At 57.9% G+C, this 23,734-nt stretch carries 23 protein-coding genes and 1 pseudogene; 20 read left to right on the plus strand and 4 right to left on the minus strand.

Annotated elements, in window-relative coordinates; translation table 11 throughout:
• Window positions 1-31 precede the first annotated feature (31 nt).
• The 9 genes from HALA3H3_RS18590 (at window position 32) to cobJ (ending at window position 12,138) form a co-directional block, all read left to right on the plus strand.
• On the plus strand, window positions 32-1,783 hold the full coding sequence (locus HALA3H3_RS18590) for an AAA family ATPase (RefSeq protein ID WP_022523067.1): 1,752 nt from the start codon (window positions 32-34) through the stop codon (window positions 1,781-1,783).
• A complete protein-coding gene (gene cobO, locus HALA3H3_RS18595; RefSeq protein WP_022523068.1) occupies window positions 1,780-2,373 on the plus strand; it encodes a cob(I)yrinic acid a,c-diamide adenosyltransferase in 594 nt (197 codons plus the stop codon). The genes HALA3H3_RS18590 and cobO overlap by 4 nt, the downstream gene beginning before the upstream one ends.
• Window positions 2,373-3,743 (plus strand): cobyrinate a,c-diamide synthase, encoded by a 1,371-nt coding sequence (locus HALA3H3_RS18600; RefSeq protein ID WP_022523069.1) that lies wholly within the window; start codon window positions 2,373-2,375, stop codon window positions 3,741-3,743. The genes cobO and HALA3H3_RS18600 overlap by 1 nt, the downstream gene beginning before the upstream one ends.
• Window positions 3,730-4,863, plus strand: coding sequence for a cobalamin biosynthesis protein CobW (gene cobW, locus HALA3H3_RS18605; protein WP_022523070.1), 1,134 nt, complete (start codon window positions 3,730-3,732; stop codon window positions 4,861-4,863). Before HALA3H3_RS18600 ends, cobW begins: the two co-directional genes overlap by 14 nt.
• Window positions 4,863-8,717: a cobaltochelatase subunit CobN gene (gene cobN, locus HALA3H3_RS18610; protein ID WP_022523071.1), complete on the plus strand. Its 3,855-nt coding sequence runs from the start codon at window positions 4,863-4,865 to the stop codon at window positions 8,715-8,717. Before cobW ends, cobN begins: the two co-directional genes overlap by 1 nt.
• Entirely contained in the window at window positions 8,695-9,846 is a 1,152-nt protein-coding gene (locus tag HALA3H3_RS18615) for a precorrin-3B synthase (protein WP_022523072.1), read from the plus strand. Before cobN ends, HALA3H3_RS18615 begins: the two co-directional genes overlap by 23 nt.
• 194 nt (window positions 9,847-10,040) lie before the next feature.
• Window positions 10,041-10,670 carry a precorrin-8X methylmutase gene (locus HALA3H3_RS18620; RefSeq protein ID WP_022523073.1) on the plus strand — a complete coding sequence of 210 codons (630 nt, stop codon included), beginning with the start codon at window positions 10,041-10,043 and terminating at the stop codon, window positions 10,668-10,670.
• Window positions 10,667-11,392: a precorrin-2 C(20)-methyltransferase gene (gene cobI / locus HALA3H3_RS18625; RefSeq protein ID WP_022523074.1), complete on the plus strand. Its 726-nt coding sequence runs from the start codon at window positions 10,667-10,669 to the stop codon at window positions 11,390-11,392. Before HALA3H3_RS18620 ends, cobI begins: the two co-directional genes overlap by 4 nt.
• Entirely contained in the window at window positions 11,389-12,138 is a 750-nt protein-coding gene (gene cobJ, locus HALA3H3_RS18630; RefSeq protein ID WP_022523075.1) for a precorrin-3B C(17)-methyltransferase, read from the plus strand. Before cobI ends, cobJ begins: the two co-directional genes overlap by 4 nt.
• 312 nt (window positions 12,139-12,450) lie before the next feature.
• Here the strand turns inward: cobJ and HALA3H3_RS18635 are convergent, their stop codons facing one another.
• Entirely contained in the window at window positions 12,451-13,188 is a 738-nt protein-coding gene (locus HALA3H3_RS18635) for a cobalt-precorrin-6A reductase (protein WP_022523076.1), read from the minus strand.
• Here HALA3H3_RS18635 and HALA3H3_RS18640 point away from each other — a divergent pair.
• The 9 genes from HALA3H3_RS18640 (at window position 13,187) to rho (ending at window position 21,015) form a co-directional block, all read left to right on the plus strand.
• A complete protein-coding gene (locus tag HALA3H3_RS18640; protein ID WP_053857039.1) occupies window positions 13,187-14,410 on the plus strand; it encodes a bifunctional cobalt-precorrin-7 (C(5))-methyltransferase/cobalt-precorrin-6B (C(15))-methyltransferase in 1,224 nt (407 codons plus the stop codon). The two genes, HALA3H3_RS18635 and HALA3H3_RS18640, sit on opposite strands and share 2 nt — an antisense overlap.
• Entirely contained in the window at window positions 14,407-14,790 is a 384-nt protein-coding gene (locus HALA3H3_RS18645) for a cobalamin biosynthesis protein (RefSeq protein WP_022523078.1), read from the plus strand. Before HALA3H3_RS18640 ends, HALA3H3_RS18645 begins: the two co-directional genes overlap by 4 nt.
• Window positions 14,790-15,593 carry a precorrin-4 C(11)-methyltransferase gene (cobM, locus tag HALA3H3_RS18650; RefSeq protein WP_022523079.1) on the plus strand — a complete coding sequence of 268 codons (804 nt, stop codon included), beginning with the start codon at window positions 14,790-14,792 and terminating at the stop codon, window positions 15,591-15,593. The genes HALA3H3_RS18645 and cobM overlap by 1 nt, the downstream gene beginning before the upstream one ends.
• Window positions 15,590-16,354: a precorrin-6A synthase (deacetylating) gene (gene cobF / locus HALA3H3_RS18655; RefSeq protein WP_022523081.1), complete on the plus strand. Its 765-nt coding sequence runs from the start codon at window positions 15,590-15,592 to the stop codon at window positions 16,352-16,354. The genes cobM and cobF overlap by 4 nt, the downstream gene beginning before the upstream one ends.
• Window positions 16,355-16,425: 71 nt before the next feature.
• The gene (locus HALA3H3_RS18660) at window positions 16,426-16,866 is read left to right on the plus strand and encodes a YtoQ family protein (protein WP_022523082.1); all 441 of its coding nucleotides are present in this window, start codon (window positions 16,426-16,428) and stop codon (window positions 16,864-16,866) included.
• Window positions 16,867-17,440: 574 nt separating this feature from the next.
• Entirely contained in the window at window positions 17,441-17,674 is a 234-nt protein-coding gene (locus HALA3H3_RS18665; protein ID WP_022523084.1) for a DUF2188 domain-containing protein, read from the plus strand.
• Window positions 17,675-17,679: 5 nt separating this feature from the next.
• Window positions 17,680-18,294 (plus strand): hypothetical protein, encoded by a 615-nt coding sequence (locus tag HALA3H3_RS18670; RefSeq protein ID WP_022523085.1) that lies wholly within the window; start codon window positions 17,680-17,682, stop codon window positions 18,292-18,294.
• Window positions 18,295-18,805: 511 nt separating this feature from the next.
• Window positions 18,806-19,741 carry a HEPN domain-containing protein gene (locus HALA3H3_RS18675; RefSeq protein ID WP_022523086.1) on the plus strand — a complete coding sequence of 312 codons (936 nt, stop codon included), beginning with the start codon at window positions 18,806-18,808 and terminating at the stop codon, window positions 19,739-19,741.
• Between the two features lie 317 nt (window positions 19,742-20,058).
• The gene (gene rho / locus HALA3H3_RS18680) at window positions 20,059-21,015 is read left to right on the plus strand and encodes a transcription termination factor Rho (RefSeq protein WP_022523087.1); all 957 of its coding nucleotides are present in this window, start codon (window positions 20,059-20,061) and stop codon (window positions 21,013-21,015) included.
• Window positions 21,016-21,077: 62 nt separating this feature from the next.
• On the opposite strand, the gene HALA3H3_RS18685 is transcribed toward rho, so the two are convergent.
• Window positions 21,078-22,265 (minus strand): DEAD/DEAH box helicase, encoded by a 1,188-nt coding sequence (locus HALA3H3_RS18685; RefSeq protein WP_022523088.1) that lies wholly within the window; start codon window positions 22,263-22,265, stop codon window positions 21,078-21,080.
• Between the two features lie 219 nt (window positions 22,266-22,484).
• On the opposite strand from HALA3H3_RS18685, the gene HALA3H3_RS27155 reads away from it, so the two are divergent.
• Window positions 22,485-22,622, plus strand: coding sequence for a hypothetical protein (locus tag HALA3H3_RS27155; RefSeq protein WP_170834133.1), 138 nt, complete (start codon window positions 22,485-22,487; stop codon window positions 22,620-22,622).
• Window positions 22,623-22,728: 106 nt separating this feature from the next.
• Window positions 22,729-23,136 (plus strand): hypothetical protein, encoded by a 408-nt coding sequence (locus tag HALA3H3_RS18690; protein WP_053857234.1) that lies wholly within the window; start codon window positions 22,729-22,731, stop codon window positions 23,134-23,136.
• Between the two features lie 23 nt (window positions 23,137-23,159).
• Here HALA3H3_RS18690 and HALA3H3_RS27450 read toward each other — a convergent pair.
• Together HALA3H3_RS27450 and HALA3H3_RS18695 are read right to left on the minus strand one after the other, a co-directional pair.
• A pseudogene (locus HALA3H3_RS27450) lies at window positions 23,160-23,333 on the minus strand (redox-sensitive transcriptional activator SoxR); the annotation flags it as partial.
• Between the two features lie 30 nt (window positions 23,334-23,363).
• Entirely contained in the window at window positions 23,364-23,633 is a 270-nt protein-coding gene (locus HALA3H3_RS18695; RefSeq protein WP_022519664.1) for a hypothetical protein, read from the minus strand.
• Between the last annotated feature and the right edge of the window lie 101 nt (window positions 23,634-23,734).

A 23,734-nucleotide genomic window follows, 5' to 3' on the forward strand; every position in this document is an offset into this window, starting at 1 on the left:
TTAGCGGGCTTGGCCAGCACGGGAGGTGCCGGTGAGTGAGTTCCCCTTTGCGGCGGTGGTCGGCCAGGAGTCGCTGAAAACCGCGCTGCTCCTTAACGCCATTAACCCGCGCATCGGTGGGGTGCTGATTAGTGGGCCAAGGGGCAGCGCTAAATCCACCTTAGCTCGGGCGCTGGCCGCCATTCTGCCCAGCGATAGCGAAGGAAAGCATGCCCCTTTTGTCACTCTGCCGCTGGGTGCCAGCGAAGACAGGCTGGTTGGCAGTCTGGATCTGCAAAAGGTACTGACCAATGGCGAAGCTACCTTTCATGCCGGGCTGCTTGCTAAAGCCGACGGCGGGGTGCTCTACGTAGATGAAGTCAATCTGCTGCCGGATACCCTGGTTGATTTGCTGCTGGACGTGGCCGCCAGTGGCACCAATATCGTTGAGCGCGATGGCATCAGCCACTCCCACCCGGCGCGCTTCAGCCTGATCGGCACCATGAACCCGGACGAAGGCGAGCTTCGCCCGCAGTTACTCGATCGATTCGGCCTCTGCCTCGAGCAGGCGGGTGCCATGAGCATTGACGAGCGGATTGCCATCGTGCAGCAGCGAGAAGCCTTCGACCGCGACCCGGCTGGCACGCTGCAACACTTTGAGGCTGCCCAGGCAGCCCTGGCCGAGCGTATTGCTAAAGCCCAGCGTTTGCTCAAAGAGATCACCACCGACCTCTGGGTGTATCGAACGATTGCCAACAGTTGTGAGGCCGCCGGGGTTGAAGGCTTACGGGCAGACGTTACCTGGCACCGTGCTGCACAGGCCCACGCTGCCTGGCGTGGCGTGGGTGGCGTGGAGCAGCAGGATATCGATACCGTTGAGCCTTGGGTGCTGGCGCATCGGCGTACCCAACCGCCAGAGCAGAGCCCGCCGTCATCCCCGCCTAATCAAACGCCTTCGCAAGGCGAGGGCGGGTCGTCGGCAGCTAATAACGCGCCCAGCGGCGGGACGTCTAGTCAGCGCGGTGAACAGGGCCAGTGGGGCGCCATGCCTCCCATGGCTCAAGCGTCGATTAGCCAGCCAGCACTGAAACTGCCCGATAGCGATGAGTTTGCTCAGCGGGCTAAGCGTGCAGATACCGCTTCCAGCGGGGGGAAAGGCGGGGTGGAGGGGCGTGGCCGCTCCCAAGTTGAGACCTCGCGGCTGGACGGGTTCGCGACGCTGATCGCCAATCGTGGCCAGTGGCCCTGGCAGCAGCTAAAGATGCGCAAGTCCCGCGCCGGGCAGGCGACGGCACACCTGGTACTGCTGGACACTTCCGGTTCCACCCTGGGGCAGCGCCTGTTAGGCCAGGCAAAGGGGCTGGTCGAGTCGCTGGTCAGCCAAGCCTACGCCGCGCGGGAGCAGGTGGCGGTGCTGGGGTTTGGCAACGGCGGTGTCGTGCCGATACTCTCCCGTCGCCGAGCGCCCAAAAACGCGCGGAGCACTCTAAACAGTGCCAAAGGCGGTGGTGGCACCCCGCTGCGGGAAGCGATTATTGAGGCCAAGCGGCTGATCCGCCAGTGGCAGCACCGCGAGCCCGGTCTGAAGGTGCGCACCTATCTGATTACCGATGGCCGCACCCGGGAAACCGTTGACGATCTCGCCCCGCTGGACGACTGCCTGCTGATCGATACCGAACAGTCCAAAGTCAAGCGCGGGCAGGGCGCACGCATCGCCCAGCAGCTGGGCGCGCGTTACTGGCCGGCTTCGTTTGGCAGACCCTCTATGGCAGTCTCTGAACATCAACCTGGGAACTTCTCATGAGCGACGCAAGCCATTTAGATCGCATGCAGCGTAAAAAAGACGTGGTCGACGAGCGCATCAGCAAGGCGACGGAAGAGCGCGGCGTACTGATCCTGCTGAAAGGCAACGGCAAGGGCAAAAGTAGCTCCGCCTTCGGCACCATGGCGCGCTCGTTGGGGCACGGCCAGCAGTGCGCGGTGATCCAGTTCATCAAAGGCCGCCGCGAAACCGGCGAGTACCTGTTCTTTCGCGACCACCCCAAGCTTGACTGGCACATCATGGGCCACGGCTTTACCTGGGAAACCCAGAACCGCGAGCGGGATATCGAGGCTGCCCAGGCCGCCTGGGCCGTCGCCAAAGGGCTGCTGGAGAACCCCGCCTACCACATGATCGTGCTGGACGAGATGAGCTATATGTTCAAGTACGGCTATCTCGACCCCGAGCCGGTGGTGGAAGCGCTTAAGCGCCGCCCGGCGCACCAGAACGTCATCATTACCGGGCGCACCATGGCCACGCCGCTGCAGGAAATCGCCGATACCATCAGCGTTGTTCAAGACGAGCGCCACGCCTTTCGCGGCGGCGTCAAAGCCCAGGCGGGGATCGAATACTGATGACCACGCCAACCGCTCGCTGCCCCGCGCTGTTTATCGCCGCCCCGGCCTCGGGCCAGGGCAAAACCACCGTCACGGCGGGTCTGGCGCGCCTGCTGCGCAACCAGGGCAAAGTAGTGCGGGTGTTCAAGACCGGCCCGGACTACCTGGATCCGCAGATATTGGCCCAGGCCTCCGGCCAGCCGGTGGATCAGTTGGATCTATGGATGGCAGGCGAGGCCTACTGCCGCCAGCGCTTTTATGACGCCGCCTGCGAAGCGGACTTGATCCTGGTGGAAGGCGCCATGGGGCTTTTCGACGGCGAGCCCTCCAGTGCCGATCTGGCGGCCTTGTTCGATATTCCCATGGCGATCGTCATGGATGTAAAAGGCATGGCCCAGACCGCTGCCGCGCTGGTCTCGGGGTTGGTCGGCTTTCGCGATGACATCCATATCGCCGGGCTAATCGCCAACGCCTGCGGCTCGCAGCGCCACCGCGAGCTGATCGAAGGCGCGCTGCCGTCGACGATTCCTCTGCTGGCCGCCATGCCGCGCGATCCTGCGCTGTCGCTCCCCGAGCGCCACCTGGGTCTCGTGCAGGCGGCGGAGATTCGCGAGGATCTGGAAGCCCGCTTCGAGGCGGGTGCCAAAGCGCTGGAAGCCGCCGGGCTGCTGGACGCGCTCTCGGCGCTTTCACCCGTGACCTTTACCGCCCCCCAGGAACAACTCGCGGCCGTTAAGCCGTTGCTCGAAGGCCACACCATTGGTGTAGCTCGGGATGCGGCTTTTAGCTTTGTCTATCAGGCCAACCTCGACCTGCTGGAGCAGATGGGCGCGACGCTGCGTTTCTTCTCGCCGCTAACGGATAGCCGCCTGCCCGAGTGCGACGCCCTATGGCTGCCCGGTGGCTACCCGGAGCTTCACGCTCAAACGCTGGCGGATAACGGCGCCATGCGTTCGGCCATTGAGGCTTTCTACCGCGCCGACAAGCCCATTCTGGCCGAGTGTGGCGGGCTGCTGTACTGCCTGGAAACCCTGACCGACTACGACGACATTACCCATACCATGCTGGGCCTGCTGCCTGGGCAGGGGGCCATGCGCGGGCGTCGCGGCTGCCAGGGGATGCAAACCGCCGAGCTGCCGGAAGGCCCGGTTCGTGGCCACGCTCACCACCGCTCCATGGCGGAAGGCACTCCCGAGCCCATTGGCCACGGCCGCCGCCAACGGCACCCCGCACCGGGGGAGGCGATTTACCGTCAAAAGCGCCTGACGGCGACCTATTTACATCTGTTTTTCCCTAATAATCCTTACGCTGTGGCAAGGCTCTTTTCTGTCAGCCCGGCGTGCTGCGAACCGCAACACAGCGAGGCATTTACCCATGCAACCCAATAATGTCCAACTTAGCAAGATTCCTGCCACGGTCGTCACCGGTTTTCTCGGCAGCGGCAAAACCACGCTGCTGGCCAATATTCTGCGTCAGGTGACCGGCAAGCGGATAGCCGTGATCGTCAATGAGTTCGGCGAACAGGATATCGACTCCAGCCTGCTGCGCAGCTGCGCGCTGGGGTGTGAAGAGGGTAGCGAAGGCGGGCAGCTAGACGGTGAAGACGGCAGCATCTATGAGCTGGCCAATGGCTGTATTTGCTGCACCGTGGAAGAAGAGTTTCTGCCGGTCATGAAAAAGCTGGTCGCCCGCCGCGACGATATCGACCACATCCTGATCGAAACCAGCGGCCTGGCGCTGCCCAAGCCGCTGGTGCAGGCGTTCAACTGGCCCGACGTACGCCAGCACTGCACCGTGGATGCGATTATTACCGTGATCGACGGCCCCGCCGTGGCCGCCGGTCGCTATGCCAGCGACGTGGATAAGGTGGCCGCCCAGCGCCTCGCCGACGAGAGCCTGGATCACGACCCCAGCCTGCGCGAGCTCCTCGATGACCAGCTCAGCGCGGCGGATCTGGTGCTGGTTAGCAAGGCCGACCTGCTCAGCCCGGAAGAGCGCAAAAAGGTGGAAGCCGTGATCCAGGCGCGGGTGACGGCCTCGGTGAAAACGCTGTTTATCGATCAGACCCTGACGACCGACACCACTCAGTTGGAAGCGCTGATGGGCATTGGCGCAGCAAGCGAAAAAAACATCGATAGCATCACCAATCACCACGACAAGCACCACGCCGAAGGCGCTCACCACGACCACGCCCACGATAACTTTGATTCCTGCGTGATCACCCTGGGCGAAGTCGATGGCGATGTTCTGGCCGACAAGCTGCAACAGCTGCTGAAAAGCCACGAGATCTACCGCGCCAAGGGCTTCGCGGCGATTCCCGGCAAGCCCATGCGTCGGGTCATCCAGGCGGTGGGCGAGCGCCTGGAAGGCTACTTCGACCGGCTGTGGGCTCAGGACGAAATCCGCCAAACCCAATTAGTGATTATTGGCAAACACCTGGATAGCGCAGCGCTGCGTGACGCGCTGGCTGAAGCAGAGGTTCAAACGGCTTCTCAAACGGCTACCTAATGCACTTATTCGCCGCTAAGCCCGGGGGCTTTGTCGATGATGAAGGTATCATCGACCTGCAACAGAGCCCCGCCGAGGTCGTGATACTCTCCGCCGCCGATAGCAATCTGTCGGCGCTGGCCCAGGCGGTCGACCGTCTGGGCGAGGCGTACCCTTCGGTGCGGCTGGCCAACTGGATGAACCTGGTAAAACCGGCCGCCTACGATCTCTACGAAGATCGGGTGCTGGAAAAGGCTCAGTTGGTCATCGTCTCGCTGCTGGGCGGCAAGGCCTACTGGCAGTACGGTCACGAACGCCTGCTGGCCTGGGCGGCGGCGAAACCCGAGCGCCAATTGATAATGGTGCCGGGCTGCGATGCCCCGGATGACGCCCTGCTGGAAGATTCCACCATCCCCTTCGATGACGCGTACCGGGTGTGGCGCTACCTGCGAGAGGGCGGCGCCGATAACGCCGAGCAGCTGCTGCGCTTTGTCGCCAATGAGTATATGGATAAGCAGTTGGGCGATTGGCAGGAGCCCAAGATCATTCCGCCCGCAGTGATTTATGCGTCCCAGGAGCAGCAGGCGTCAAGCCTCAGCGAGTGGCGCGATCGCCAGGTGCCGGGGCGGCCGGTGTGTCTGCTGCTGTTTTATCGCAGTCATTTGCAGGGGGCGAATACCGCCGTACCCGACGGGTTGTTGGCGGCGCTGAAAGACCAGGGGCTTGAGCCGTTGGCGGTGGCCGTGGCGTCCCTGAAAGAAGGGCCGTGCATTGATTTTATCAATCACCTGATTGAGCAGACCGGTGCCATGCTGGTGATCAATACCACCAGCTTTGCGGTCAATCGCAATGCCGATCAGGTCGATGCCCAGGGTGAAGAGAGGGGTGAAGAATTACCCGCTGATCTTCAAAACAGTCTGTTTGTGGGGCGTCCGGTAGTGCTCCAGGCGATTCTTGCCAGCAGCACTAGTGAAGACTGGCAGGACATGGCCGCCGGGCTGCATAGCCGCGATGTGGCCATGCAGGTGGTGCTCCCCGAAATGGATGGCCGCATCATCACCCGGGCGGTAGGTTTTAAAGCCGAAGCCCACTACAACCCGCGCTGCCAGCTGGCGGTGACCCACCACGTCATCCACCCGGAGCGGGCCGCCTTTGTGGCCGAGCTGGCACGGCGCATTTGTTCGCTGCGGCTGACCCCCAACGGGCAAAAGCGTGTCGCGCTGATCATGGCCAACTACCCCAATCGCGATGGCCGCATTGGTAACGGGGTCGGGCTGGATACCCCCGCGTCGACGCTGCAGATTCTCAACGCCCTGAAATCGGCGGGTTATCCGTTAAGCGAGCTGCCTGAAAACGGCGATGAATTGATCCGCCAGCTTCAGGGTGCGGTAACCAACGATCACGCCAGCCTCGACCAGCGCGCCTGTTGGCAGAGCATCAGCGTTGACGACTACCTGGCCTGGTTTCAAACCCTGCCTAGCGAGCTGCAGGAAACCGTATGGACGCGCTGGGGCGCACCTCATGAAGACCCCAAATGCCGCCAGGGTCGGTTGATGATCGCCGGTATTCGTCTGGGTGAGACCTTCGTGGGTATCCAGCCGGAGCGCGACTTTATCGACGATCTCACCCAGTCCTACCACGATATGGAGCTGGCGCCGCCCCACAGCTATTTGGCGTTTTATTTTTGGCTGCGTGCGCACTACCAGGTCGATGCGGTCATCCACGTCGGTAAGCACGGCAACCTGGAGTGGCTGCCGGGCAAGAGCATCGCGCTAAGCGCCGACTGCTGGCCGGATATTGCTTTGGGGCCACTGCCGCATTTTTATCCGTTTATCGTCAACGACCCTGGCGAGGGCGCCCAGGCGAAACGGCGCAGTCAGGCGGTGATTATCGACCACCTGATGCCGCCGCTGGCGCGGGCCGAACTCTACGGGCCCATGGCCGAGCTGGAAGCGCTCACCGACGAATATTATCAAGCGCTGGATATGGATCCCCGCCGGGAAGCGCTGATTCGCAGCCAGATTCTCGCCCACCTGCGTGATACCGGTATCGACCAGGAGCTGGCGCACGCGGTCGATAGCACTGATGACGCGGAAATCCTGAACGAACTGGATACCTTTCTGTGCGACATCAAGGAATCACAGATCCGTCACGGCCTGCACATACTCGGCACGCTGCCGCCGGAAGAGAAGCGGGCGGGCACCTTGGTGGCGCTGTTGCGACTACCCCGGGGCGAAACGGTGGCCAGCCGCGGCCTGCTGCACAATCTGGCCAGCGATTTAGGATTGGATTTTGATCCGTTAGCCGCGGGAAACGAGCCCTGGCAGGGGCCCGAACCGGCTATTTTAACCCGGCAGCTCGATACCCCCTGGCGCACCGGGGCGGATGCCCGCGAACGTCTGGAGCTGCTGGCCGAGCGCTGGGTGGCCGACTACGTCTTGGCAGACTGCTGCCTGGATGACCTGACTCAGGATTACCCCGATACGGCAGCGCAGCTGCGCTACGCCCGCGACCAGCTATGGGTCACCATGCAGCGCGGCGTGAAGATGGAGATTCAGTCGCTCCTCGACGGCCTGGAGGGCATCTTCGTGCCCGCCGGGCCCAGCGGCGCGCCAAGCCGGGGGCGGCTGGATACGCTGCCCACCGGGCGCAACTTTTTCAGCGTCGATAACCGCTCGATTCCATCACCTGCCGCCTGGACGCTGGGCGAAAAATCCGCCCAGGCGTTTGTCGAACGCTATCTGCAGGATCACGGCGACTACCCGCGCCGACTGGGGCTATCCATCTGGGGCACTGCCACCATGCGTACCGGCGGCGATGATATTGCCCAGGCCTTAGCGCTGATGGGCGTGCGACCTATCTGGTCGCTGGGTTCCCAGCGGGTGAGCGACTTTGAAGTGATCCCCTCAATGCTGCTCAATCGCCCACGGGTCGACGTCACCCTGCGGGTGTCCGGGTTTTTCCGCGACGCCTTCCCCAACGTGATTCGCCTGTTTGACGCCGCCGTGCAGGCGGTGGCGAGCTATGAAGAGCCGGGCAACAGCAACACCATCCGTGAGGCGGTGCTTTCCCGCCAGCAGGAACTGGAAGAGCAGGGGCTAAGCCCCGAGATGGCTGCCCAGGAAGCGAGCTACCGAATATTTGGCAGCAAGCCCGGCGAGTATGGCGCGGGCTTAAACCGGTTGATTGAAAACCGATCCTGGGACAGCGCCGACGATTTGGCCGAGGCCTATATGGAGACAGGCGCCTACGCCTACGGTCAGTTCAAGGCCTCCGGCACTGCCGCGCGGGCGGCGTTCGAGCAGCAGCTCCAGGGCCTGGATGCGGTGATGCAAAACCAGGGTAACCGCGAGCACGATATCCTCGATTCCAACAGCTACTACGCCTTCCAGGGCGGCATGGCCAATGCCACCCGCTCGCTGAGTGGAAAGGCGCCGGAGATTTACCACGCCGACCACGCCAACCCCGCGATGCCCAAGATTCGCACTTTGAAAGAGGAGCTGGCGAAGGTGATTCGCTCGCGCGTGTTGAACCCCAAGTGGATCAATGCCATGCGCGAGCACGGCTACAAAGGCGCCTTTGAGATGGCCGCCACGATGGACTACCTGTTTGCCTACGACGCCACCACCGATCTGATTGCCGACTACCAGTACGCCCAGGTGAGCGACGCCCTGGTGCTCGACGCCGCCAATCAGCAGTTCCTGCGCGAGCACAACCCGGCCGCCCTGGAAGAGATGGCCGAGCGATTACTCGAAGCCGCCCAGCGGGGCATGTGGCAAGCCCCCGGCGAGCACGGCCAGGCGCTTCAGGATCTGCTGCTGGAAATGGACGAAGCCAAAGAGACCAATGGTCATGCCGCCCAGCCCGCGCATTAAAGGCTGGTGCCCCGGCGCGTGGCGTCCCATGGCCACCGGCGATGGCCTGCTGGTGCGCGTGTGCCCGCCACTGGGTGAGCTTTCGCGGCAACAGGTACTGGCACTGTGCGACGCCGCCGAGACCTTCGGCAGCGGTTTGATCGAGCTGACCAGCCGGGCCAACCTGCAGCTGCGTGGGGTGACCGATGAAAGCTGGCCGCCACTGATGGCGTTTCTGGTCGAGCATCAACTGGTGAGCGATGACCCGGAAGCAGAGCGCCAGCCACAGCTGATGCTGGCGCCCGCCTGGCAAAAGGGCGATGACATCCATACCATTGCCCGCCTGTTGCAAACGCGGGGTAGCGAATTGGCTACGATGCCCGGCAAGGTCGGCATGGCGATTGATGCGGGAAACGCGCCGGTACTGGGCGACAGCGCCGCCGATTTTCGTATCGAGCGCTCGATGGAAGGGGGGCTGCTGGTGCGTGCCGATGGCTACGCGCTAGGCACGGCGGTGAGCGATACCGAGGCCGCCGTCGAGCAGCTGATACGCCTGACCCACTGGTTCGTGGACAGCGGCGGCTGGGCGTCAGGCCGTATGCGGCGGCATACCGCACCGCTGCCCGATTGGGCGCCCGCTGAAATCGCTCCTGTACCTCCCGGCGAGAAGCTGGCGCTTGGTAAACACCACGAAGGCATGGTGGTGGGGCTTCCCTTTGGCCGGGTGGCGGCTGAAACGCTGCGCGAGGCTGTCTCCCAAACAAGTGCCCGCGTCGTGCAGGTCACTCCATGGCGGCGCCTATTGTTGCAGGATTGCGATACACTAGCCGCGATTGATGGCTTGATCCGTCATAATAGTGACCCGCGGCTAGCGATGGACGCCTGCCCCGGCGCGCCCTTTTGCGAACAGGCGAGCGTCGCCACCCAGCCGCTTGCCGAGAAGCTAAGCGGCTGGGTGGAAGGAACCGTGCATATATCCGGCTGCGCTAAAGGCTGCGCCCGTCGCACCCCAGCCGATGTGTGCTTGGTCGGGCAAGCTGGTCGATTTAATGTTGTTGTTAACGGCGGTGCCGATAGCACGCCGATTAAGACAGGCCTCACCGAGAGTGAGGCGTTGGATGTTATAAAAAAGCTCAGCGAAAGCCGTTAGGTTTATCGATATTAAAAAATAGTGGCTTATATGCTGGATAGCTTAGTGCCAGGGCAGGTTGTAGCGAGGGTCTTTTTCCAGGGATGGAAAAAGTAGCGCCCAGGGACGGGGTCACAGCGCCCTCGCGTAAACCTGCCCTGGCACGGAGGCCTTGCAGACCAGCAACTGCGAATTAGTTTATTTGGAGAGTTTGGGTGCCCTATAAGTACGAAACCAGTGGCCCGGCGATTTACCGGGAGTCGTTTGCGATTATTCGCAGTGAAGCCGAGCTTGGCCGCTTTTCAGTGGAAGAAGAGACCGTGGCGGTGCGCATGATTCACGCCGCCGGGCTGGTTGAATTGGCCGCGCATATTCATTTTCAAAACGATGTGGTCAACAAGGCCCGCGCTGCCTTAGAGCAGGGCGCACCGATTCTCTGCGATGCCCGCATGGTCTCGGAAGGCATCACCCGCAAGCGGCTGCCCGCTGACAACGAGGTCATCTGCACCCTTAACGATGAGCGAACGCCCGGCCTCGCCCAGGAAATGGCCAACACCCGCTCGGCAGCGGCGCTGGAACTCTGGCGCCCCCACTTGGAAGGCGCCGTGGTCGCTATTGGCAACGCGCCCACCGCGCTGTTTCACCTGCTCAATATGCTTGAAGACCCGGCATGCCCGCGCCCGGCGGCGATCATCGGCTGCCCGGTAGGCTTTGTCGGCGCGGCGGAATCCAAGGAGGCGCTGTTGGCTAACCCGGCACTGCCCAGCTGTATCGTCCGCGGGCGTTTGGGTGGCAGCGCCGTCACGGTAGCGGCCATCAACGCCATGGCGGATCGCATCGAATGACCCAGGGAACGGTATACGGCGTTGGCCTGGGCCCCGGCAGCCAAGACTTGATGAGCGTGCGCGCCGACCGCCTGATACGCGGGGCGACCCACGTGGCCTATTTCCGTAAAAAGGGTCGCTGCGGCCATGCGCGCACCATCGTGGAGGGCATGATCTCGCCCGGCGCAATCGAGCTGCCCATGGAATACCCGGTCACCACGGAAATTCCTTTCGACGACCCGCGCTACAATGAGCTACTGGCGGCTTTCTACGAACGCAGCGTGGCCCAGCTCATCGAGATGGCGGAAGCCGGGTGCGATGTGGTGGTGCTGTGTGAAGGCGACCCGTTCTTCTACGGCTCCTTTATGCACCTCTACACGCGACTGTTGAACCGCGTGCCCGTCTCGGTAGTGCCAGGGATTACCGGAATGTCGGCGGCGTGGACGGCCACCGACCAGCCGATTACCTGGGGCGATGACATCCTGACCGTGCTGATGGCCACGCTCCCCGAAGACGCGTTGGCCGAGCGCATCGCCCAAACCGATGCGCTGGTGGTGATGAAGATTGGCCGCAACCTGGCCAAGCTTCGTCGGGCCCTGGTTCACGCCGGCCGCGAAAGCGAGGCCTGGCTGATCGAATACGCCGCCATGTCGCAACAACGCGTATTGCCGCTGGCGGACGTTGGCGAGAGCGTGCCGTACTTCTCGATTGTGCTGATCCATGGCCACGGGAGGCGACCATGAGCGGTTGGCTGAAAATCGTCGGCCTGGGGCCGGGCTCAGAGGCTATGGTCACTCCCGAGGTAACCGCTGCGCTGCAGGAAGCCACCGACGTGGTGGGCTATGTGCCCTACGTTAACCGGGTCGCGCCGCGTGCTGGATTGGTTCGCCACGGCTCGGACAACCGCGAAGAGATCCGCCGGGCGGAGCAGGCGCTACAGCTGGCGCTTGAGGGCCATCGGGTCGTGGTGGTCTCTTCCGGCGACCCCGGCGTCTTTGCCATGGCCGCCGCGGTGTTCGAAGCCTTGGAGGCAGGCGATGCCCAGTGGCGCGCGCTGGATATTCAGGTGCTGCCAGGCATTTCCGCCATGCTCGCCGCCAGCGCAAGCGTCGGCGCGCCGCTGGGGCACGACTTCTGCTGCATCAATCTATCCGACAACCTCAAGCCCTGGGCGCTGATTGAAAAGCGCCTGCGTTTGGCTGCCGAGGCCGATTTCGCCATGGCGTTTTACAACCCGCGCTCCAAGGCGCGCCCGGCGGGCTTTGAGCGCACGCTGGACGTACTTCGGGAGGCCTGCGGGCCTGATAGGCTAATCATCTTCGCCCGGGCGGTTTCCACGCCGGAAGAGTCGATTCGTGTCACCACGCTAGGCGAGGCGACGCCGGACATGGCCGATATGCGCACCCTGGTGATTGTCGGTTCTCAGCACACGCGATTGATTGAGCGGGATGGAGCGCCGCTGGTGTATACACCGCGTTCGGCTGATTAAGCGTCGTGATGATTAAGTTATTCGTCATCTAATGTGGATTTAATATTAATCGACCATTTTGAGTCTCATAATTCTGATTGTAACCACTAAGCCAACTATTTGTTGTGGGAGGGAGCTTTAGCTCGCGATTGCTTATGCTTCCAATCCGATAATACCAGGGTGCCGTCGGCCCCCTTCGCGCGCTGAAGCGCCCTCCCACGGGTGCAGTTATCAGCTTGGCAGCCTAAACAGGCGCGAGCTAAAGTTACCTCGCACTGGTCAATTATCAGACTGGCAGAAATAATCCCATATAAAATGACGAAGAGCCGATGATTAATAGTGGTCGCCAAGCCAGCTAAACACGTCATCGATGCAATGAACTTCGTGGCGGGGTGGCAGTGCTGGCCGTTCGATCATCACAATGGGCAGGCCGAGCCTACGGGCAGCGGTCAGCTTTGAGGCTGCACCATCGCCGCCAGAGTTTTTACACACAATGCGCTGGATACGCTGGTTTTCCAGCAGGGCTAAGTCGCCCTCCAAGGTAAACGGGCCTCTATCGATCACGGCGGTATAATCCGGCAGCGGCAACGGGCTGGTAGGCCGGTCAACCAAACGCAGCACGTAATGGTGCTGGGGCTGGGCGGCAAAGGCCGCAAGGTGCATGCGGCCAATGGCGAGCAGAACGCGCTGGGGCGGGCCCGCCAGGGTGCTGACGGCCTCATCAATACTTGCCACGCTTTGCCACTGGTCGCCATCAACGGGTTGCCAGGCAGGCCGGGTTAGGGCAATGGCCTTTACGCCGCACTGGGCCGCAGCGGCTAACACATTCGTGCTCATCTGCGCGGCAAAAGGATGGGTGGCATCGACGATATGGGTGATGCGCTCCTGGGCCACAAAGGCGGCAAGGCCGCTAATGCCGCCAAAACCGCCAATTCGGGTCGGCAGCGGCTGAGGCTTAGGCGTGGAAACACGACCCGCATAGCTGAAAATGGCGGGAAGCCCGCGCTTGGCAACCGCACTGGCCAGAGCGCTGGCCTCCGTGGTTCCCCCGAGAATTAGGATCTTGATCATGGTTGAAATTTCTCACGCTCCAGTGGGTCAGGCTCCCTGGCTGACCCTTTTAGGCTGGGGGGAGGGTGGCACACAGGGACTAACCGCGGCAAGCCACGCCGCATTGGAAAGTGCCGAGGTAGTGTTCGGTGCCCGCCGCCACCTACGCCTTTTGCCGCCCCTAAATGCCGAGGTGATTGAGTGGCCGGTGCCCTTTGCCGATGGCATTCCTGAACTGCTCAATCAGCGCGGACGCCGGGTGGTCATGTTGGTCTCGAACGACCCGTTCTGGTTTGGGGCGGGTAGCACCCTGGCGCAGCATCTCAGCGCTGACGAGTGGCTGGCATTGCCAGCGCCTTCCACCTTTAGCCTGGCGGCTTCCCGCCTGGGTTGGCCGCTGGAGCGCTGCACCTGCCTGGGCCTGCACGCCAAACCGCTGACGCGCATTCGACCTTACCTGCATGCCGGTAGGCGTTTGCTGGTGCTGGTAAGAGACGGCGAAGCGGTGGCCGAACTCGCCTCGTTGGTCAGCCGATTCGGCTTTGGGGATTCCCAGCTAACGGTGCTGGAAGCCCTGGGCGGCGATAACGAGCGTGTTCGCCATTGTCGTGTCGACACCAACTTGCCACACGATATCGCCCATCCGGTGGCGGTGGGGCTGGAAGTCGCCGGTAACGGCCTCGCCTTGCCGCTGACGCCCGGCCTGCTGGATCATTTTTTTGACCACGACGGCCAGATCACCAAACAGACCATTCGCGCCATGACTCTGTCGGCGCTGGCCCCCATGCCCGGCGAGCGGCTATGGGATATCGGCACCGGATCGGGGTCTGTTGCCATTGAGTGGCTGCTCGCTCACCCGGATAATCAGGCGGTGGGCTTTGAGCAAAACGCAGAACGGGCAGCGCGAGCGCGCAGCAACGCAGAGAACCTGGGCGTTGATTGGCTTGAGGTCAAAGAGGGCCGCGCGCCGGAAGTGCTAAACGATACGCCGCTGCCGGAGGCGGTATTTATCGGCGGCGGGTTATCCCAAACGCTGATAGACGATTTATGGCAGCGCTTGCCCGAAGGCGTGCGCATCGTCGCTAATGCGGTGACACTGGAATCCGAAGCGCTGCTGGCCCACTGGCAGCACAAAGTAGGCGGCGAACTGATGCGCCTGGAGCTTGCCAACGCCGCCCCCATCGGCACCCGGCGGGGCTGGAAGGCCAGCTACCCCATCGTTCAGTGGCGGGGCGTTCGGTGAAGCAATTGGCGTTGAGAATAGCGGGATTTGGCTTTCGTCGCGAGGCCACGGTTGGCTCGCTCGGCCAAGCGCTGGATCAGCTTGTCGAGCACTACGGGGCTATCGATAAGCTGGCGGCGGCTCGCTCCATGCTGCCGTTAGTAGAAAAGCTGGGACAACTGCGACACATCGAGGTTATCGCCGTGTCGGACGCCGAGCTAACAAAAGTGACAACGCTGACTCATTCAACACAAAGTATGCAGGCCCGCGGCACGGGCAGCGTGGCCGAGGCCGTAGCGCTGTTAGCGGCGGGCCACAATGCTAAGTTAGTGGGATCAAGAATCATCTCAGCGGATCGACAGGCCACCGCCGCGTTGGCGTTAGCAGAAGGAAATAGATAATGACCGTACATTTCATCGGCGCCGGCCCCGGCGCGCCGGATCTGCTTACCCTGCGCGGGCGCGACCTGATCGCCGCCTGTCCGGTTTGCCTCTATGCAGGCTCGTTAGTGCCGGAGCAGATTCTGGAACACTGCCCGGCGGGGGCGCGGGTGATCAACACCGCACCGCTCTCGCTGGATGACATCATGCAGGAGATCAGCCGCGCCCACGCCGAAGGCCAGGATGTCGCCCGGCTGCATTCGGGGGATCTATCGGTATGGTCGGCCATGGGCGAGCAGCTGCGCCGCCTGCGCGAGCTGGCTATCCCCTACAGCATTACCCCCGGCGTGCCAGCGTTTGCGGCTGCTTCAGCAACCCTGGGTCAGGAGCTGACACTGCCCGGTGTCGCCCAGTCGGTAGTGCTCACCCGCACTCCCGGTCGGGCCAGCGCCATGCCCAGTGACGAAACCCTGGCCAATTTCGCGCGAACCGGCGCCACGTTGGCCATCCATCTCTCTATCCATAATCTTTCCCAGGTGGTCGAAAGTCTGACGCCTTACTACGGCGAGCAGTGCCCGGTAGCGATCGTGTGGCGGGCAAGCTGGCCCGACGAGCGGGTGGTACGCGGGCGGCTAGCCAGCATAGAAGCGTTGATCGATAACACCATGCAGCGCACCGCGCTAATTCTGGTGGGGCCGGTGCTGGAGAGCGACGACTTCCAGGAGAGCAGCCTCTACGCCGTAGGCTACGACCGCCGCTTTCGCCCTCAGTCGGCGGATTCGCCTTTTGCCACGGCAAGCCAAGACCAAGAGAGTGAATCATGATCACGCTGTCGCTCATCGGCATCGGCACCGGCAATCTTGACCACGTCACCCTGGCCGCCGTGCGCGCCCTCAATAACGCCGACCTGATCCTGCTGCCCCGCAAAGGCGAGGCCAAGTCGGATTTGATCGACCTGCGCCGCTTACTCTGCGAACGCCTGCTGGAAGCGCCGGTGACCACCAAGATCGTCGAGTTCGATCTGCCCAGTCGGGATGGACGCAATGACTACCTGGGCGCGGTGGACGACTGGCACGCTGCCATCGCCAACGTCTGGGCGCAGCAAATCGATGAACATCTTCCCAACGGCGGGCGGGTAGGGATGCTGGTGTGGGGCGACCCCTCGCTTTACGACAGCAGCCTGCGCATTACCCAGCGCCTAAGCGCGGCGGGTAAGCAGGTTGAAGTAGAGGTGGTGCCCGGCATCACCAGCCTGCAAGTGCTCACTGCTGAACATAAAATCCCCCTCAACGCCCTCGCCGAGCCGGTGCAAATCACCACCGGCCGTCGCCTCCGCGAGCGCGGCTGGCCAAACGATGCCGCCACGGTAGCCGTAATGCTGGATAGCGGCGGGGCCTTTACCGCGCTGCCGCAAGATGACATCTACATCTGGTGGGGCGCCTACCTGGGCATGGATAAACAGTGCCTGATCAAAGGCTGGCTAAGCGACGTCGGCGATCAGATTATCCAGCGTCGGGCAGCGCTACGCGACACCCACGGCTGGATAATGGATATTTATCTGCTGGCCAAACAGCCCCTGCTATAGTGCCGGTATTAATATGGAATGATTTTCCATAAAATGGCGCTACTGACCAACTAGTATATTGAGGAATAGCCATGAGCTTTTACGTTTACCTATCCGGCGAGATCCACACCGATTGGCGCGAAGAAATCCAGCGCGGCGCCGAGGCCGCGGGCCTGGATATCGTGTTTACCGCACCGGTCACCGATCACGCTGCCTCAGACGCCGCTGGCGACCACCTGGGCAAGCCGGAAAATGGCTTCTGGCGCGACCACCAGTCATCCAAGGTCAACGCCATCCGCACCCGCACCATGATCGAGCAGGCGGATCTGGTCGTTGTACGCTTCGGCGACCAGTACAAACAGTGGAACGCCGCCTTCGACGCAGGCTACTGCGCAGCCCTCGCCAAGCCCTACATCACGCTGCACAGCGAAGACATCGTCCACCCGCTGAAAGAAGTCGATGCTGGTGCCCAAGCCTGGTGTACCACCACCGATCAAGTTGTTGAAACCCTGCGCTATGTCCTAAAAGCCTAATACGCCCGCTCAGCGAAGTGCACGGTGCCATGGAAGGGGCATCGTGCCAACAAACTCCGCGTTGAGGGAGCGGTAGGAGCACAATTTATTGGGCGATCAGCGCTTAATCAGCCACCCAAAGTGATCGCCCGACGAAGTCGGGATCTTACAGAAGTCTGTTGAAATGGGACTACAGGTAAGCCGTTAGTCGCGCCACTAAAGTCCGCAATACGGGGTTGTATGAGCACAACTTGTGGCACGATCAGCGTTTTATTAGCCAACGGAAACAATTGCTTATGAAATGTCTTCTTCTTCCGCCTCGCACTCCATCAAAACCTCACTCCCAAATTTTATCTTCCCAATGCGTGACCTAAGCCAATTTTATGAATAGAGTGATATGAATATAGAAAAACGAGCGGGCACGCAAATATTGGGTATGCTGCCTAGTGGTTGGGATGTTGGTTTTTAAAACAATGAGTTACGTAAATGTGGCGAGCTAGATAACATCGATAAACGCGAAGGCACTTTCATTGAAGTTATGCAGTTGGGTGTATAATCACTATTATACGTTTTATGAGTCAGGAGTGACCTCCCCATGAAAACTAAGGGCAAACATGTCGTCCCCCGCCAAAGAGGTGGTTGGGCCGTCAAAACCGCAGGGAAAACCCGCGCAGGAAAGGTCTTTGAGAGCCAAGCCGATGCTGTGAAATATGCACGTGACGCTGCAAAAAAAACACATGGTGAACTTTATGTCCACGGAAAAGATGGAACCGTCAAAGAACGTCGGAGCTATGGGATCGATCCGTTTCCTCCGCGAGATAAGAAATAGTTAAGGTGTCATTCGATCAAAACGTGTTCGTTAACTGCCCATTTGACGAACCTTTTTATCCGCTGCTTCGGCCACTACTATTCACCATCATCTATCTCGGGTTGAAGCCGAGAATTGCAACTGAGCGGATAGACTCCGGAGAAGCTCGCATTGCCAAGATCGTCGAGCTCATACAAGAGTCAAAGTACGCAATACATGACCTCTCACGCATCAAAGCCACAAAGAAAGGAGAAGTATTTCGCCTAAACATGCCGTTTGAGCTGGGAATTGACGTTGGGTGTCGCCTGTTCAAAGGCGGGGAACACGAGCAAAAGAAATGCCTAATTCTTGTTGGGGAAAGATATAAATACCAAGCAGCAATTTCTGATTTGTCGAATTCTGACGTTGCGAATCATCAAAACATTCCTGAAGACGTTGTCGTCGAGGTTCGTAATTGGCTCAGCTCAACATGTGGGCTTGGCGCGGATGGAGCTAGCCGCATCTGGGATTCTTTCAACGTTTTCATGGGCGACAACTACGATGCGCTCACCGCAAGGGGGTTTTCCAAAAGAGACATCGAAAGACTCCCGGTTCCGGAGCTATTGGAAAGCATGGAGAGTTGGGTTGACGAAAACGTATAACAAGTTGTTGCAGGCGACATTTGGCCCGCGGCGCACCTTTGCTTTCGAAAACGCAAGCACCGCCTCAAACGCGCCTGAACCATGGCGTTGAGGCTGTAGTAAAACCCCACTGACAGCTGCTTTGGTATGCTCTGGAAAACAGGCGAAGAGTGGTCAGCATGCCGCGCTTCAAAGCTTAGAATTAAGATCAGAACACCATGTTGGTGATCAACTACCAAGATCAGCTTCAGCCAGGCACTTTTGAACACGCCGTGCACTTTATGATTGAGCACAAGCTCGACTTGTCGGCTTCGATGATTTCCATTCCAAAGCACCGAAGCGACGCGACTAGTCGGTGCACTATGATCCACCAGCTACCTTGCTTAAGGTTATCTCATCTATAAAGAAGAAAATAGCGGTAGCTATACCTCCCTAAGCTGCCAGAATATACCCTCCAGTCGACGTATTTGCCGCCGCTTTGCGTCGTCAAACCACCGACTTAATGCGAGCGTTATGGCAATAAGGTAAATTAATGAAATATCTGGCTTTACTTGGTAACGTAGATAGCTCTATCCTCGGGATTGACCTTGGTGATGGATTTGTTATTGAAGAAATGACCATGGTTGATTTTGCAGATATGTGTGAGGGGAGTTTCATAACTGCGGATGTATGGTCAAAATTAGATCATGAATGGGGATGTGTTCCATTTGGGTCATATTATCGCCCTGAGTATGTTTATATAATAAAGAAAAATTTAGATGATTATCCTGAGTTTCAAGGGGATCCTGCTGATATTGAAGCGCATATGCCATATTGGGAAATGCAGCATAAGTTTCATGGACAGATTTCGAAATACTTAGGTGATAGAATTAATAAGTTAAGACTTTTTAAAGAGGGGTCCATTCGGATAAGTATAGAATTTTATTATACAGATGAAGATGATGAGTTGGAAATGTTCAGCTCAATGGAAAATACTCTATTTTGTGAAAATCGTCTGTTTAGTCTGAATCAGAACGAAGTTCCGTTGGTTAATGAATATCTATCATCCCAGCTTATAGGTAAATTGCCGAAATACTTAGAATTTTCCCTATCAAATTTTGAGCAATCTTATCATGTGCCTCATATAGAATTTGAATTTCTGTCCCTAATGATTTCTTTAGAAGCCTTGCTTAATGATGGTAAGACCGAGCTTCGGCTTAGAGTTTCAAGGGGTTGTGCAGTGCTTTTAGGTGAAGATAGAGAAAGTTCTCGCGAGATATTCAAGGTGGCAAGAGAACTATATGATAAACGCTCGGCACTAGTGCATACAGGAGATCGTAAAAAAATAAATAAAAATGACGTGTTGAAAATGAAAGAACTCGTGAGGAAGTCTTTGAAACGAGCATTAGAATTAAATTTATCCAAACAGGATCTTTCACAATTGTTAATGGAAAGTGGGTTTGGAAGACTAAATGAAAATTTGACATAAAATTCCAAGTATCTTTTTGTGTACACTTGGTTTGAGCGTTGAGGCTGTAGAAAAAACTCTGTAGACAGCTACGCTTTGGTAGGATCAAAGAAAATAGATGAGGAGTGTTCACCATGCCGCGCTTCAAACCCTATAACCACGATCAGAACGCCATGGTGGAGATCAACGACTAATCATCTGATTGAGCCCAAATTAGACTTAACCGTTTTCCATGCCAAGTACCGCAACAATGCGACCAATCGGCAGTCTATGATGCAGCTATTTCATAGATTCAGTATTCTATAAATTCAGTTTATTCAAGGCGATACATCGATATTATGGCGAGAAAAACACTAGGTTTGAAGGTGAAAAGAGAGATAGATGCCAAGCCCGCCGACGAGGTTGAAGATCAGTTCCCTAATGATCCTGAAAAACGTTTTTTAAATGGCGTCGCTATTCATCCTTCCCCACGCATTTATTTAGAACCGGGTTCTAAGCAGCGTACTGTCCGAGCGATGGATTTGATTACGCCCATTGGGATGGGGCAGCGAGGGTTGATTGTTGCGCCGCCGGGCTCTGGCAAAACGACGATGTTAAAGCATATCTGTCAGGCCGTGGCAGAAGCTCATCCTGATATAAAGCTGTATGCCTTGCTGATTGATGAGCGCCCGGAAGAAGTGACCGATTTTAAGCGCAGTGTGTCGGCAGAAGTACATGCCTCGTCTTCAGACGAAAGCTACACACACCATGTGCGTATGGCCGATAAGCTTCTTGAGACGGCGCGTAAGCAAGCAGGCGAGGGGCATAATGTGATGATTGTGATCGATTCTCTTACCAGACTCTCGCGCGTTCATAATGCCGAGCAGCGGGGCAATGGCCGCACTATGTCGGGTGGGCTGGATAGCCGAGCGATGGAAATACCGCGAAAACTGTTTGGCGCTGCGCGAAAGATCGAAAACGGCGGGTCGCTTACCATTTTGGCCACCGTGCTGGTGGATACGGGAAGCCGTATGGATCAGGTGATTTTCGAGGAGTTCAAGGGCACGGGCAATATGGAGCTGGTGTTATCTCGGGAAGTGGCCAATCAACGGATTTTCCCGGCGATAGATATTGCCAAAAGCAGTACGCGGAGAGAAGAGCTTTTGATTGATGCAAAAGATATTGAAAAGGTAAGGACATTACGTAGAGGTTTGACAGCGCTTAAGCCAGTAGAAGGAGCGCAGAAGTTGCTTGCGTTATTGGATAAATATCCCACTAATGCCGAGCTATTAGATGCATTTTTACCAGATTCGTGAAATATAGATAATAAAGAAGCCCACCCTTTTAAAAGGTGAGCTTCTTGGGTAAGTTTTAACGATTACTTTTTACTGAAATTCAAGTTTGATTCAGGTACTGCTTTTCGAATCGGGAACTCTGCAATCTCTTTGCGCTCAATAATGCTTTTTAAGCGTCTTTCAATGGCACAAAGATTTTTAAAGTCACTCATGTCGACTAAAGAGATGGCTTCCCCTGAGGCGCCCGCGCGGCCGGTTCGGCCAATGCGGTGGATGTACTCTTCTGGCTTAAAGGGTAAATCATAATTCACCACACGACTCAGTTCGCCAATATCCAAACCGCGCGCGGCAACCCCCGTGGCGACCAAGTACTTTAGCTCACCAGATTTGAACTGGGCCAAAATCTTTTCGCGCATGGCTTGGCTTCTATCGCCATGGATAGAGTCCGCTGTGATGCCGCGTTTTTCCAGTTGAGCAACAAGCTTGGCCGCATTGTGTTTTTTCTCGGTAAAAATGAGCGCCTGATCCCACTGTTGCTCGTTGATTAAGTGGCTCAACAAGGCGGACTTAGTGTCTTTGTCGACGGTGATTAGCCATTGTTTGACATTTGCGGCGGCGCGGACGTTTGGAGAAATGGATATTTCAGCCGCTAGATCGGTCATCTGGCGATCTGAAAAATCGTAGGCGAGGGCGCGAACGTCGTCTGTGATTGTGGCCGAAAACAATAGGTTCTGACGGTTTTCAGGTAGGCGTTCTATGATTTTATGGATATCGTCGACAAAACCCATCTCGACCATTCGGTCCGCTTCGTCCAGTACCATGACTTTAAGTTCATCAAAATGCAGCGCACGCTGATGCGCCAAATCAAGCAATCTGCCGGGCGTGGCGACCAGAATATCCACCCCTTTGATTAGGCGCTCTTTTTGAGCTTCGGTATCCACACCGCCATACATAGCCATAGAGGTTAAGTGCGTGTGTTTAGCGTATTGAGCCACACTGGCTTCGACCTGAACCGCTAACTCCCGGGTGGGCACGAGAATCAGCGCACGTATGCGTTTGCCGCGTAACGTTCCCGCGTTGCTGAATCGTTCTAATAGAGGCAGAACAAAGGCAGCGGTTTTGCCTGTGCCTGTTTGTGCGGTGGCAATTAAGTCGTTACCCGAAAGAATCGCAGGGATCGCTTGCTCCTGGATGGGCGTTGGCGTGTCGTAACCTAGTTCGGAAATCGCTTGAACAAGAGGAGTGGATAATCCTAGTTTTGCAAATGGCATAAGGCGCCCTGACAGAATGTCGTAAGGTGTGTCGAAAATAAAAAATGATGCAGTATAGCGTAAAAGCAGCCGTTCGTTGCTCGAATAGTGCCATTAGCGCCATAGTGCTGAATGGCTACTTTTGTGATGCAATTAAAGGCACTCATTAAATGAATGGTAAGTGATGCTTTATAGTACGCTAATATTGGTCAGAATTAGCTTTAAAATTGGAGAGATAACATGGGCGATATAGGATTCATTTTTGGAATTATGGGAATGTCGATGGGCATCTTGGGGTTTGTTTTTGGCATTATTTCATTTTTTAAAGTTGTTAAGCTAGAGAAGAAATTGGCGAAAGTGGAGTCTCAGGGTAATTGAAGTTAGATCGTGAGTGAGCGAAATAAAAATGCAATTTAATTCAATTATTTAGGTCGTGCACGCTTTTTCCTCGCACCATTTATAGCAAACGTTAATCAATATGCAAATGAACCCCGTCATTCAAGAAGAAATATCCGGCTGTGGCATCGCAGCATGCGCTGCTCTTGCGGGCATTACCTATGCGCAGGCTAAAGAGACAGCCCACGCCTTAGGTATCTATGCCGAAGACACAGCGCTTTGGTCAGACACTGAGTACGTCCGTAAGCTCTTGCGTGCTTTGGGTATCACGGCTGCTCCTACGGAGACGCCATTTGATACCTGGGAGAGCCTTCCAGATAAAGCACTGTTGGCGATCAAATGGCGCATGGAGCAGGGCAGACCTTTCTGGCATTGGGTGGTGTTTGCTAGAAGCGAGCGGGAACCCGTGGTGCTGGATTCCAAAAAATCCCTGAAAACAAACACCCGTCGTGACTTCGGGCGCATCAAACCCAAGTGGTTCATTCGTGTAGATTAATGCATGAAGGCTGCTAATAAGCGCTATGAGCTAGCGCTTGGTTCTTGCTGGGCTCTCGCTTTCTGTTCTGCCTGATCCAACAGGACTGGGCCGCTACCTGATTCCGCCAGCTTGTCGTCCGGGTTATAGAGTGGGCAACTGGTCATGCTTAGACAGCCGCAGCCTATACAGCCTGCCAGGTTATTACGCAGCTTTTGCGTAAGCGTTCATTCCAAGACGTAGTTGACCTACTTCACGTCCCGGAGAGGTCTCAATAACTCCGGCGAGACCTTGTACTGCTTCCTGCCATCCTCATCCAGCACGATCACGCTCTTGCGGTTGATCTTGGTGACAATCCCCAGCACGGGGCCTTCCCGGCTCTCGAAGGTCACTTTCAGGCCCACCCGCAACTGGCTCAGCGCCTGGAGGTTCTCCCGGTCACGCAGTTCATCAATTCGCCGGCAGATGTATTGATTCAGTTCCAGCAACTGGTCGATGCTCATGTCGTCAATGCGCATGAACGGTGGCCTCCGGCTGTTTGTTCTGTCGGTCAGGATGGCGTGGATCGATCAGCGCCCGTAGCGGATTCTCGGCGAACCGGGTTTTCCAGAGACGAGGC

This window comes from Halomonas sp. A3H3, assembly GCF_000982975.1.
In the GTDB taxonomy this organism is placed as follows: domain Bacteria; phylum Pseudomonadota; class Gammaproteobacteria; order Pseudomonadales; family Halomonadaceae; genus Vreelandella; species Vreelandella titanicae.